Genomic DNA, 13974 nt, shown 5'->3' on the forward strand with positions numbered 1-13974 from the left:
GTCTCATAATCGTTCTTCAATCCACTTTTTAAAGCTGTAAAAGTTCTGTGGCGCCACACCGTGGCCTACCGGATACTCGGAATACACATTTTTTAATCCTAAGGAGTTTAATAAAGGTGCGGCTTTTCTCGCCCATTCCACAGGTAATACTTGGTCTGCACTTCCATGAGAGATATAATAATCGGTATGCATATCCGCCTCTATCTTTTCAGGAAGTAACTCCTCGTTGATATAACCGCTTAATGCTATGATATGTTGTACTTTATTGGGGTAAGTAAAGCTTAATGCATAGCTCAAAATAGCACCCTGGCTAAAGCCCAACAAGAAAGTATTCTTTGTATGGGTATTGTAAAATTCTTTGGCTTCGTCTATAAATTCGGCAACTTTACTTAAAGATATCCTGGCCTGATGTAAATCAGAGAATTTGTTGTCGGTAGTATCCAGATTGATAACATACCAGGCATAATCGCCATATCCCATCTCATACGGAGCACGCAAACTTATAATTAATAATTCATCGGGCAACTCTTCTGCAAAAGAAAACAGATATGATTCATTACTCCCATATCCATGCAATAAAATTAATAAGGGCGGTTGTTCGGAAATCTTTTTAGGTTGTCTGACAACATGGTGTAATTCTGATTTCATGAATTTAATATAAGTTGGTTTTTAGCATAGATACCATAAACACTGCCTTTTAACTGTTTCCCTAAAAAAACACTGTTTTTTGATGTGGATAGTATATTGTCTTCGGAGAAAGCCGTTTCTCCGTTCGGGTTGAACAGTGTAAGATTTGCTTTGGTGTTTTCTTTGATCTCCGGAATGGCTATTCCAAAAACAGCTCTGGGGCCCGTAGTTATTTTTTCAATAGCAGTTTCCAAGTCGAGTACTGAATTTACAGTACCAAACAGGCTTTCTAATCCAATGGTTCCGTCCAGTGCCAGGCTAAATTCACATTTTTTATTTTCTATATCAACAGGATTGTGATCCGAAGCAATCATATCAATGGTACCATCTTGCAAGCCTTTGACGAGTGCTTTTGTATCGGCTTCCGTACGGAGCGGAGGACTTACTTTTGCATTGCTGTCAAATCCTTCCAGCATGGCATCGGTTAGACAGAGATGGTGGGGGGTTACACTACAGCTTATCTGTAATCCTTTTTTCCTGGCTTCTCTTATTAACGCTACCGATTTTGCCGTAGAAATCGTAGGAATATGCAATTTTCCGTCTGTATACTCCAATAAATACAAATCTCTTGCTATTTGAAGGTGCTCCGACAGTGAAGGAATTCCTTTTATACCCAGTCTTGTACTATTGATTCCTTCATTTGCAATCCCTTCTCCTGCAATGGAATTATTTTTTGGAAAACTGATCACTAATCCGTCAAAATTCCGGGCATATAACAGGGATATTTTTAATAAATTGTCACTAGCAATACCTTTACTATAATCTCCGAAAGCAATAGCTCCGGATTGTTGCATGTCATATAATTCGGCCATTTCATCTCCTTTGCTGCCTTTTGTAAGGGCTCCTATGGGAAATACTTCTACGTTACCGGCGGTGCTATTGCTAATTAAAAATTCAACGGCAGATTTATGATCTGTAACAGGAAAAGTATTTGCATTAACGGCTACTGCGGTAAAGCCGCTTTTGGCAGCTACTTGTAAGCCGTTTTTTATCGTTTCTCTTTCTTCAAAACCGGGTTCACCAAAAGATACGCTTGTATCAAACCAACCGCAGGAAACGTGTAAATTAGGTTTCTCAACCAGAATATATTCTTTTTTTGAGGGGATTGTATTTGTTATTTTTTTTATAAAACCATCTGCAATTAAAATATCTTTCTGCTGCTTGTGATAAGGGCTTAAAGCATCTATAATGATAGCCGACTTTAAGAGCGTAGTCATATTTTAAAGAATTTAAGAATTAAAATTTCCGACAGCAAAGATACAATTGCCAATACTAAAAACAACTTCCATAGCCACTGAACTTTGCTTTTTTGTTTTAACTCATTAAAATATTCGTCGATGGTTTCATAAGAATCTATATGGGTATTTTTATTCGATATGGCATTTGTATCCAGATAATGCAAAGAACTTTCGGCAACCGGATTATTATAAGAAATGGTCTTTAAGGTGTCTTTACAAACCAAATAATAAAAACCTCTTTTGACCGGTTTATCTGTGGTGATTACCGTTATTTTATTTTGAGCGTTTTGCTGAATCGGAATAAAGGATGTATGCTCATTTTTGATAGTAACGATATCATCTTTGCCAATAGAAGCATTTATATCTATGGTGTTTGTTTCTTGCAGTATATAATAGGGCTTTGCTACACGCAAACTATTTTGACCAATATTATAGAGTGTTGGAACAATTAAAGGAGAGTTTGTAAAGTTTGAATTTTTGTTATTGATAGGGGCAGAAAACCAGTATAACCGACCTTTTTTATATGTTGATGTTGCCAAAAACGCAGTGGCATCTTCATAACTCACTATGGGGATCATCTTTGATGTGGTAGTAAAACTCTTTATAACGGACGGGTATTGAAAATTTTGAATTTTTTTAGTAAATACATTTTTAAAAACAGGATGATTATAATGAATTGTGGTAATCTTAAGTGAATCGCGTTGTTTTTTTGAAATGCTTCCCAAACTTATTCTCCTAAAAAATAAATTATAAGAATTGATAATGCTTGTTTCACTGGGAACGATGATCAGCGATCCTCCTTTTTCAACAAATTCGGTTAACGCATTTGACAGGGGAGCAGGAATATTTTCAACCTCATTTAAAATAATAAGTTGTTGTTTTGAGATGAGATTATAGTTCATTTTTGTCTCCGGTACATGCGTAAAAAAAAATTCATCCCAGGTAAAAATATTTGGGTAATAAGCACTCGTTTTACCAATGCTTAACACGTTTATTTTATCATTAAAATTAGCTGTAAAAAAGAAACGATTATCAAACAAAAAAACATCTTTATACGATATGCTGATTTCTCCTAAAAATTGAGGCTTGCTTTGAATTTCAAAATCGATGATTTTTTCCGAGTTTTTTTCAATAGAGAAAGATTTTTTACTGAGCAATTCGCCGGCATTAAAAATTGAAATCGGTATATTTTTTTTTGCCTCTCCCTGATTTTTAACAACAACATTTACCGTAAAATTCGCTTGGTTTTTATTGGTGATAAAAATACTGTCTATAGAAATATTATTTTGTAGTACAGGATTGAGTTTTATTAAAGAAACAGGCGTAGTTATATTTGTAAATCTATAATCATTTTCTTTTTTTATATTTTGAAAATCAGATATTAATACTATTTTATTTAAATTTTTATTTTCAACATTTATTTTTAACAAAATGCTCTCTATGCTTAATTTTTTTACTGTAAAACTGACTTTTTTTAATATAGTTTTTAATTCCGACACATTTAAATTAGGGTAAAAATTTGAGTTTGTTAACAGAGAATATGCACTTTCATCAGAAATAGTCTCTATAATATCTTTTGCAGCTATGGGTAATAATTTTCCTCTTTTTCCAATAGCATTCATACTGATTGAATTGTCTAAATATATGTAGTGATGCAGTCTTTGTTGCACGTTTTTTTCACTACTAAAATACGGTTGTGCAAAAGCGAAGATAACAGCTGAAAACAGCAACATCCTTAGCAATAAGATCAACCATTTTTTTAATCTGGAGCTTTTACGGGTTTTTGCTTCAATCTTTTTTAAAAAAGCAACATTTGTAAATACTACTTTTTTAAATTTTTGAAGCTGAAAAAGATGCACTAATAAGGGAATTATTAATGCAAAAAGGAAGTATAAAATTTCAGGATTTTTAAACTGCATATTACTATTTAATATTTAGCTGCTTTTCCTTTTGACGCGCTAGCTTTTATAAAACTCCTCAAATCATCATTTGCTTTTTTAAGATCTTCATTACGCAAATACATCATATGTCCGCTGCGATATCCTTTAAAATAGAAACGATCCTTCATTTTTCCACTTGGGTCAATTTGCCACATGGTATATTTTGCATTGAAATAAGTAGTGGCGCCGTCGTAATAACCCGATTGAATCAATACTTTTAAATAGGGATTTTGAGCCATTGCTTTTCTCAAATTTTCTCTAACGTTATTGTTTCTTCGATCCCAGGGATTGACAGTACCGAAAACATTATACTTTACGTCGGTCTTAAAATGTAAGTGTTCTCTTATATAATAGTTAATTGCCGGCGTAAATGAATGGAGCCATGAAGTGAGTTCCGAATTATAATCCGGCTTATCACCTGCCTCCTTTTTATCTAAGCCTTTGTACCGAGAATCCAGGCGACCTATCGTATATCCGCTTTTATCACGCAAAAGCTCTTTCCAGAAATAGTTTTTTGGAAGGTCTAAATTGTGTTTCAGAATCACTTTTTTGGATATTCCGGAGAAATAGGATATTTTTTCCGCAACATTGTCTTTTTCTTCTTTCGAAATAAATCCGCCCTTGGAGATTGCAGGAAGTAGTGTATTAATGGCATACGCTTCAGCCATGGGCAAAACTTCTAATAAATCTTTTTGTTGCAGATCATCGGATAACATGTTGTGATACCAAGCTGCTGCGGTAAAATAAGGTAAATTAATGGCAGATTCCAAAGGGCTTCCTGTCCTTAAGATTTTATAATCCGCAGGAGATACCATAATCACACCATTTAAATACATCCAATGTTTATTTTGCAATGCTGCTGCCAATCCCATAACCCTGGTACCTCCATAGCTTTCGCCAATGATATATTTTGGAGATTCCCACCGGTTATTTCGGGTGATAAATGTATTCAGCCAACCTGCCAAATATGCAATATCTGCATTGATACCAAAAAAAGTTGACGTATTGAGCTTTTTCCCTTTTTTCACTACCGGTTTTGAATACCCCGTATTTACCGGGTTTACAAAAACGATATCCGCTACATCTAATATTGAGTAAGGATTATCCTTAATCCCGTATGGTTGTATGGGGTTTCCTTCATCATCAATTTTTAAAACTTTTGGGCCGGTATATGCAATATGCATCCATAAGGAAGCCGATCCGGGCCCTCCGTTAAATGACATAATAATAGGTCGGTTTTTTTTGTCTTTATCATTGGTTCTTTGATAATATGTAAAATACAAAGAGGCAATAATTTCTCCATGATCATCCCATACCGGTTGCATGCCTGTTGTTGCTTTATAGGTAACTTTTGATCCGTTGATAATGACCTCTCCATTTGTATTTACAATGGTATCCAGCGGTATTCTTACATCTTGCGAATACACTAAAAAAGTGAAAGTGCCGAAAAAAAGAAAAAATATGTTTTTCATAATCTTGTTTAAAATATGTATACTTAAAAGTGTCATAAAGAAATTAAAATTTTTCAAAAACGCCTAATCCAAATAATGCAAAATCGTATTTAACAGGGTCATTACTATCAAAAGTTCTTAAAGACATATCCAGCTCGGATACGGCTTTCCAGTCGTTTTGCTTTCTATGCAGTATGGTGAGTTTTCTTGCCACATTTCCCGAATGTACATCTAAAGGACAGGATAACTGAGAAGAGCTATGTGTTTTCCAGAGGCCAAGATCAACTCCCATTGAAGCATCCCGAACCATCCAGCGTAAAAACATATTTATTCGTTTTGCAGCTGAATTTTTCTCCGGATCAGAAATATGTTTTTGAGTTCGCTTGGGGTGTGGTAATTCAAAAAACAGTCGTTTAAACTTAGAAATACTTGTTTTATAATCAGTAGTATTGTCTTTTATCGAAAAGGCGTTCTCTAAGCCTTGATATTTTTTATAAACATTGCGCAAAGATTTTATAAAATACTGTAAATCAGTAGTATTAAATGTTCTATGAACAAAACTTTCTAAATGAGTTATATCTTTTTCCGAATGGTTTATAACAAAATCATAGGGCGTATTATCTAATAATCTCATTATTTTAGAAGCGCTTTTAATGATCATCTTGCGGTTTCCCCAGGAAATAATTGCTGTTAAAAATCCGGCAATTTCGATATCTTCTTTTTTTGAAAATAAATGTGGAATTTGAATAGGATCCGAATCGATAAAAGTAGGGTTGTGATATAATGCAACTTTTTCGTCCAAAAACGCTTTCAATTCGGAAGTATTCATATTAAAAACTTTCGATGATAATACCATCTTTCATCGTTAGTTTTCTATCTGTCATATTGGCTAATTCCTCATTATGCGTAACCAATACAAAGGTTTGCTGAAACTCATCTCTTAGTTTAAAGAATAATTCATGTAGGTTCCCGGCTGCAACAGAGTCTAAATTACCACTTGGTTCATCCGCAAAAATTACTGAAGGGCTATTTATCAGAGCTCTTGCTACGGCAACACGTTGTTGTTCTCCTCCGGAGAGTTCGTTTGGTTTATGGTATATTCTATCTGAAAGCCCTAAAAAGCTAAAAAGTTTTTTTGCTCTTGATGTGGTTTCCCGCTTACTTTTTTTAGCAATAAATGCAGGAATACACACATTTTCCATGGCAGTAAATTCCGGTAATAGCTGATGAAATTGAAAAATAAACCCAATGTGTTTATTGCGAAAAACGGAGAGTTCTTTATCATTCATTGATTGCAGAGAAACATTGTTGACTTTTAATTCGGAGTTTTCTTTTTTGAGCGGTTTGTCCAAAGTTCCTAATATTTGTAGTAGCGTGGTTTTACCGGCTCCGGAAGGACCTACAATAGCTACAATTTCTCCTTTTTCTATACGAAGATTTACCCCTTTTAGTACTTCCAGTTCTCCGAAATATTTGTAAATATTTTTAGCAACAATCATAGGTGTCTTATCAGTAGGGCGAAAGTATTAAAAACCACCCGAATTCTAATGGATTTAGAAAATATTTTTAATATTATTATAATCTATAAAGTAAACAACACGGAGCGAAAATATATGCTGTTTTGGTTCGCTAAACAGATTATTAAGATTTGTAAAAAAGCCTTGACCGGTATTTTCATTTACACTAAAAATACTGTTTCTGTAAAATGCAATTAACTGGCTTCCGGGGGCGAATTGCCAGATATAGTTTAAATCTAAATTCCAGCTATTAAAGTTAATATCACTATTTTCTGAAAAAGTATTGGGGATTAAATACCCGTCGATTCCCAGGTCATAAAATTGAGATTCATATTGCACGTCGGACCAATTATGCCTAAATGTTAAAGATAATGAAGACTGAATACTAAAACTATATTTTGCTGAAATAGTATTTTCAAGTTCTTTGATATCTCTTTGTCCGAAAATGGGTAAATTGTTCGTATCCATTGTTACATAACCCTCCTGACTACTGTTTTTATTATAACTAAGACCATAGGATAGGGAAAACAGGTTGCTAAATCTAAATCTTGGTGAAAAATTAAACCCAAAAGCATCACGAGGGTTATTTAAATAAAAAGATCTATAGAAGTTTGCATCAAGAGCAAATTTCTTTCTATAATCCGTAGAAACCCAACTGTTTATCGTGATTCTTGTAGGCCTTATAAAAAATCTCAATTGAGAAATATCTAATCTTGGCTCGAAATAGTCAAATTGACGACCGATATTTCCATTTACATTTCCTCCAAAACTAAGGCGTTCCTTAGTTGCTGCCCAACTTCCGATTCCTACATTATTTCCGGTATATGTTCCCGGGCTATGCAGATAATTTAGGTTCCACCAGGTGTTCACTCTCCACTGATTGAAATTGCCTTTGGGGTTTAAAATCCTATAAGAGAGATTGCCGTAAATTCGTTGCCTGTTATTTCTAAATTGCTGGCCTAAGTCATTGATATCATAGTTTTTATCATCAAAAGTATATCCCACTTCATATCTCCAGTTTCCGGCAGCTTTTGCTATACTTGTATCAAAATTATGCCCGGTAGTTGTTACCCCATTTTCAAAAACAGTACTCATATTATAGGAACCGTCTATAAAATATTTGCTGTTTTTAGTTCTGACATGATAGGTAACACCGGTTACATTCCCATCTCTAAAACTACCATCTCTGGTTACATTCGTATTTGTTAAGGTCACGGAAGAGTTTTTATTAAATACCTGGTCCAGTACCATAACATTGTAGTTTGCAAAGGGTTCTGTAGTTACTTTATAGGTATTTCCTGTAACTGTATTTCTAATGGTTGCTTCTGTTTTTTCAGTAATTGCATTAAAAACCCCAATACCTAAACCTTTTTTGGTTCTTCCCGAGACTTTAATTGCATTTAGAGTCTTTACCATGTCGGGATTATCAACAATTTCTTCATCTGAGGTCAAATTGCTTGCAACGGTATCACTGTTGGTAGGAGTATTTCCTATTCTTCTCGAAAAAAATAAACCAGCTTTGTTAAACAGCTCCGTTCCTTCGGTAAAGAATTGGCGTTGTTCACTAAATACTTGCTCAAACGGGCCCAGATTTAAGCTTACATTGTCAAAAGCTGTTTGTCCAAAATCAGGAATCAATGTAGCATCTAAGGTAAAATTCTCTGTAATTCCGTATTTAACATCCATTCCAACACTATAACTGTTCTCTGTAGTTCCATTACCCATAGAATTGCTGGTGGCCGAGGCATATGGATAAAAAGTTAACCGTGTTGGAGGTTTGATATTTCTAAAATCTTCGATTAATCCGTCATATTGAGTCCATATTCCTTTAGTGTTATCAATATGATTCCAGGTATATTGTGCATTCAGATTTTGTATTCTCCTATGAAAATTAAAACCCCACGATTGTACTTCTTGATTTGAAAATCGCAATGCCCTGTACGGGATTTTCATTTCCACAACCCAGCCTTTATCCGTAACTTTTACATCACTATCCCATACCGCGTTCCATGCAAAATCTTCATTTCCTTCAGATACTCTGGCCTCAGCTTGGGAGCCTGTACTCAGCACTACAAACTCAAAAGGATTTTGTCCGTCATCATTTGGATTGATGGTTACCAAAAAGAAATCTGCCTGCCCAAAATTGTCTCTGTTCGTAAATTCCATGGGGATTTTCATCGGGTCGGGATCATACATATAAGCACCAATATAGATCGCATTGTCATCATAAATAACCTTTACTTCTGTCTTATGGGCTTCTGATTCTTTTTTACCATTATCCGGTCTCAACACGATAAAATCTTTTGCTATCTCCGTATCTTTCCATGCTTCATCGTCTAATATGCCATTTATCGTAGGCGCTTTTGTAACTCTAGTAGTTTTTATTTTTTTCCGCTCCTGATCTGATTGTGCCTGGGTTTGATTCGAATAAAAAATAAAAATCAGTAGTATAAATAGAATTTTATTCATTTATTGAGTTGGTACAGTTTGTGTTTACTAATGTATTATCATTTTATAACAAGAATCATAAATTCATGTTAATTACTTCTAAAGACACTGTTAATAAAGATATGTTACATAGTTTGCTATTTATGAGTATCCTCACAGGAAGCGCAGTACCTGAGATTGCTATAAAAATAACGAAGCATATTTGGGAGTATCTGTAGATATTTTCTGCCGGGTAGGAGGCAGGGGAAGGTACTTTTGATATATAAAATAATAAGTACATCATTTTAATCAACTTCTTTTATCAAAACTATATTTGAATTTGTATTTTTGCGAGTAGCATAAACCATTATATATAATGAATCTACACGAATATCAGGGAAAAGAAATACTAAACAGTTTTGGTGTTAGAATCCAACGCGGAATTGTAGCAGGTAACCATAAAGAAGCTGTGGACGCAGCAAGGCAATTAACTGCGGAAACCGGAACAAGTTGGCATGTAGTGAAAGCTCAAATTCATGCCGGAGGCCGTGGAAAAGGGGGAGGAGTTAAACTGGCAAAGAATTTACAGGAAGTAGAAAGCATTTCTAATGATATTATTGGAATGATGCTAAAAACACCTCAAACTCCTGCCGAAGGTAAAAAGGTACATCAGGTATTAATTGCTGAAGATGTGTATTACCCCGGTGATTCTGAACCGGAAGAATATTATATATCTGTTTTGCTAAATAGAAAAACCGGTAGAAATATGATCATGTATTCTACGGAAGGAGGTATGGATATTGAACAAGTAGCAGAAAAAACACCGCATTTGATTTTTACTGAAGAGATTGATCCCGCTATAGGGTTGCTACCTTTTCAAGCTAGAAAAATTGCATTTAATTTAGGGTTAAGTGGTATGGCATTTAAAGAAATGACCGCATTTGTTAGTTCTTTATATACAGCTTATGTAAAATCCGATTCGTCTTTATTTGAAATTAATCCGGTATTAAAAACATCCGACAATAAGATTTTGGCAGTAGATGCAAAGGTATCTTTAGATGATAATGCATTATTTCGCCATAAAGAGTATGTACAATTAAGAGATCTGCGCGAAGAAAACCCTATCGAAGTTGAAGCGAAAGCCGCCGGTTTGAATTATGTCGATTTAGACGGAAATGTTGGTTGTATGGTTAATGGAGCCGGATTGGCCATGGCAACAATGGACTTAATTAAGCAAGCCGGAGGTGATCCGGCAAATTTTCTGGATGTTGGAGGTACCGCAGATGCAAAACGTGTAGAAACGGCCTTTAGAATTATTTTAAAAGATTCGAATGTAAAAGCAATTTTAGTGAATATTTTTGGAGGAATTGTCCGTTGCGACCGTGTTGCCCAAGGTATTGTAGATGCATATACAAATATGGGCGATGCCATTAAAATACCTATCATTGTCCGTTTACAGGGCACGAATGCTAAAGAAGCTAAAGAATTAATAGATACGAGCGGAATGGCAATTATTTCTGCTATTGAGTTTCAGGAAGCAGCAGATAAAGTACAAGAAGTATTGATTGAATAAATTGAAAGATTCAAAGATTGAAAACTTTATTCTCCGATTTATTCATTGTAAATTAATCAACTAGTCCTAATCCTGCCTACGGCTTCATGCCATTTATTTATACTGTGAATAGCTTCACCTTTAGAGATTTCCGGAATGAATTTTTTATCCATTTTCCATTGGAGTTTTAATTCATCAAGATTCCAATACCCGATAGCCAATCCGGCTAGATAAGCTGCACCTAAAGCAGTTGTTTCAGTAATTTGTGGTCTTATGACATTGAGTTGAAAAATGTCCGATTGAAACTGCAACAACAAATTGTTAACGGCAGCTCCGCCGTCAACTCGTATTTCTTTGCTTATATATTTTGTGTCTTCTTCCATAGCTTTTACAATATCGTATATCTGATAAGCAATTCCTTCTAAAGTAGCTCTGGCAATGTGGGCTTTATTTGTGGCTCTGGTGATTCCAAAAATAGCACCTCTGGCATACGGATCCCAATAAGGGGCCCCCAAACCTGTGAGTGCAGGCACAAATACAATGCCTTGACTGTCTGAAACAGCATCGGAAAGCGCTTCAATATCTTTCGCATCCTGAAACATCTCCAAACCATCCCGTAACCATTGAACAGCAGCTCCGCCAATAAAGACACTTCCTTCCAAAGCATAGGTTGTTTTTCCATTGATTTTCCAAGCGATGGTTGTGAGTAAATTATTATGAGAAGGAATGGGACTTTCTCCGGTGTTCATTAACAGAAAGCAACCGGTTCCATAGGTGTTTTTCACCATTCCTTTTTCCGTACAAAGCTGACCAAGAAGTGCAGCCTGCTGATCTCCGGCAATTCCGGCAATCGGAATGGCTTCACCTAGAAGAGAAGCGTCTGTAGTTCCGTAAACTTCACTACTTTCCCTGACTTCCGGGAGCATGGTTTTGGGAATGTTGAAAAGTTCCAGAAGTTCGTCATCCCATCGCAACGTATGAATATTAAATAACAAGGTTCTGCTTGCGTTGCTAACATCCGTGATAAAAACTTCTCCTTTTGTCAGTTGCCAGACAAGCCAGGTATCTATGGTTCCAAAGCATAAATCTCCTTGATCTGCAAGTTCTCTTGCACCTTCTACATTGTCCAGAATCCATTTTACTTTGGTAGCTGAAAAATAAGCATCCAAAACAAGTCCGGTTTTCTTCCGGATGAGATTAGCATAGCCCTTCTTTTTTAATTCTTCACAATAGCCTGCTGTTCTTCTGTCTTGCCACACAATCGCGTTGCATAAAGGTTCACCGATATTTCTATTCCATACAACTGCAGTTTCCCGCTGGTTGGTAATACCTATTCCTGCGATATCCCGGATAGTGATCTTTGCTTTTTCCAACACTTTTTTAATTGTCGTCAATTGAGATGACCAGATTTCCAGTGCATCATGTTCCACCCAGGCATCCTCAGGAAAAATCTGTTCAAAATCCTGTTGCGCTATAGAAACAATATTTCCTTGATGGTCAAAGATAATTGATCTTGACGAGGTAGTACCTTGATCCAGAGAAAGAATGAATTTTTCAGACATGATTTTTGGATTAATTCAATAGGTAATTTTTAGCCAAAGCAATAAACTCTTCGGTTTGGGTATTAGCCCAGTGAGTATCTTTGTCCAATTCTTTTGCCAAAATTTCAGATATTTTTGGAGCTGATTCTACAGCTGCTTTTGCATCTAAAAAGAGCAACCGTATTCTGCGAGCCAGAATATCTTCAACAGTTCTTGCCATTTCATTTTGAATGAACCAAACAATTTCACCCACTGTATAATCATATTGAGGATGAATTTTCTGTGCATAAACTTCTTTGGTTTGGATGAATCTTTGGAGGTTTTCAGCATCACTTCCGTAAACATCCCAGTGCGAATCTTCCGGGCGTAACTGATTGTCAATACTGCCATGAATTGAAAACGTTTCTGTAACTGAAAACTTGTTCAATAAACCATGAACTTCAATTGCTTTATCCATGACCTCTTCTGCCATTTTCCTGTAAGTGGTCCATTTGCCGCCTAGAATGGAAATCAATCCGGTTTCAGAAACGATGATTTTATGCCCTCTTGATATTTCTTTAGTATTTTTCTTATCACCTTCGGGAGCAACTAAAGGTCGCAATCCCGCAAATACAGAAAGTACATCTTTTCTCCCGGGAACTTTTACCAGATAGGCAGCGGCAGTTTGTAAAATGAAATCGATTTCTTCATCAAAAGCTTTGGGTTCATAACTTGGTTTGGTAATGGGTGTATCTGTTGTTCCAACAATGAGTTTTCCATGCCAGGGAACTATAAAAAGTACTCTGCCGTCAGAAGTTTTTGGAATCATTAAAGCATGTTTGCTGTTTAAAAAAGAAGTATCTAAAACAAGATGTATCCCTTGACTGGGAACTACTTTTAACTCTCTTTTTTTGCGACCGTTCAATTTAAAGATCTTGTTGGCAAAAACACCGGTAGCATTGACAACGACTTTGCCTTTTACCGTATAGACTTCGCAAGTTTCTTTATCCTCTACAAGAACACCTTGAATAGTGCCTGTATGATTTTTTATCAAATTAATTACTTTGGTATAATTTAATACGGTTGCTCCATGTTGTACGGATGTTTGTGCCAGGTTTACGGCGAGGCGAGCATCATCAAACAGACCGTCATGGTAAACAACACCTCCGGAGAGTTTTGATCGTTTTAAGGTAGAGAACCTTTTTGTCATTTCTTTTTTACGGATCCATGTCGATTTTCCCAGGCTTAGCTTTTTGGCCAGAAAATCATATATTTTTAAACCTATGGTGTAATAGAAATTTTCCCACCATTGATAACAAGGGATGATGAAAGTTTGATTTTTAAAAAGGTGTTTGGCATTTTTTGAGAGAATTCCTCGCTCCTTTAATGCTTCTTTTACCAAACTGATGTTTCCTTGCGCAAGATATCTGACACCACCATGCACTAACTTGGTACTTCTGCCGGAAGTCCCCTTGCCGAAATCTACATGCTCAAAAAGTACTGTCGAAAAACCTCTGGTAACAGCATCCAAAGCGATGCCCAAGCCACTGGCACCACCACCAATGACAATGATGTCCCATTCAGTTACTTCCTTTAATTTTTTAAGTTGTTTTTCTCTTGAGATCAATAGGTATTGCTGTTT

10 protein-coding genes are annotated in these 13974 nt (G+C 35.8%); 1 reads left to right on the forward strand and 9 read right to left on the reverse strand.

Going from position 1 to position 13974, the window contains the following annotated elements; translation table 11 throughout:
• Nucleotides 1–3: 3 nt before the first annotated feature.
• Genes GKR88_08245 through GKR88_08275 form a run of 7 tightly spaced genes read right to left on the reverse strand, consistent with a single transcriptional unit; the run spans nucleotide 4 to nucleotide 9302 of the window.
• Nucleotides 4–648, reverse strand: coding sequence for a phospholipase (locus tag GKR88_08245; protein QMU64276.1), 645 nt, complete (start codon nucleotides 646–648; stop codon nucleotides 4–6).
• The gene (locus GKR88_08250; GenBank protein ID QMU64277.1) at nucleotides 645–1904 is read right to left on the reverse strand and encodes an amidohydrolase family protein; all 1260 of its coding nucleotides are present in this window, start codon (nucleotides 1902–1904) and stop codon (nucleotides 645–647) included. The genes GKR88_08245 and GKR88_08250 overlap by 4 nt, the downstream gene beginning before the upstream one ends.
• Complete coding sequence (locus GKR88_08255) at nucleotides 1901–3844, reverse strand: hypothetical protein (GenBank protein ID QMU64278.1); 1944 nt, start codon at nucleotides 3842–3844, stop codon at nucleotides 1901–1903. The genes GKR88_08250 and GKR88_08255 overlap by 4 nt, the downstream gene beginning before the upstream one ends.
• A gap of 8 nt (nucleotides 3845–3852) precedes the next feature.
• On the reverse strand, nucleotides 3853–5337 hold the full coding sequence (locus GKR88_08260) for a carboxypeptidase (protein ID QMU64279.1): 1485 nt from the start codon (nucleotides 5335–5337) through the stop codon (nucleotides 3853–3855).
• Nucleotides 5338–5380: 43 nt separating this feature from the next.
• The gene (locus tag GKR88_08265) at nucleotides 5381–6145 is read right to left on the reverse strand and encodes a TIGR02757 family protein (protein ID QMU66671.1); all 765 of its coding nucleotides are present in this window, start codon (nucleotides 6143–6145) and stop codon (nucleotides 5381–5383) included.
• A gap of 1 nt (nucleotide 6146) precedes the next feature.
• Nucleotides 6147–6815, reverse strand: a complete 669-nt coding sequence (locus GKR88_08270) for an ATP-binding cassette domain-containing protein (GenBank protein ID QMU64280.1) — start codon at nucleotides 6813–6815, stop codon at nucleotides 6147–6149.
• 54 nt (nucleotides 6816–6869) lie between these two features.
• Complete coding sequence (locus tag GKR88_08275) at nucleotides 6870–9302, reverse strand: hypothetical protein (protein QMU64281.1); 2433 nt, start codon at nucleotides 9300–9302, stop codon at nucleotides 6870–6872.
• Nucleotides 9303–9636: 334 nt separating this feature from the next.
• Here GKR88_08275 and sucC point away from each other — a divergent pair, with 334 nt between their 5' ends.
• Entirely contained in the window at nucleotides 9637–10833 is a 1197-nt protein-coding gene (gene sucC, locus GKR88_08280) for an ADP-forming succinate--CoA ligase subunit beta (protein ID QMU64282.1), read from the forward strand.
• A 56-nt stretch (nucleotides 10834–10889) separates the two neighbouring features.
• On the opposite strand, the gene glpK is transcribed toward sucC, so the two are convergent.
• On the reverse strand, nucleotides 10890–12374 hold the full coding sequence (gene glpK / locus GKR88_08285) for a glycerol kinase GlpK (protein QMU64283.1): 1485 nt from the start codon (nucleotides 12372–12374) through the stop codon (nucleotides 10890–10892).
• Between the two features lie 10 nt (nucleotides 12375–12384).
• A complete protein-coding gene (locus tag GKR88_08290; protein ID QMU66672.1) occupies nucleotides 12385–13956 on the reverse strand; it encodes an FAD-dependent oxidoreductase in 1572 nt (523 codons plus the stop codon).
• Between the last annotated feature and the right edge of the window lie 18 nt (nucleotides 13957–13974).

The organism is Flavobacteriaceae bacterium, assembly GCA_014075215.1.
In the GTDB taxonomy this organism is placed as follows: Bacteria; Bacteroidota; Bacteroidia; order Flavobacteriales; family Flavobacteriaceae; genus Polaribacter.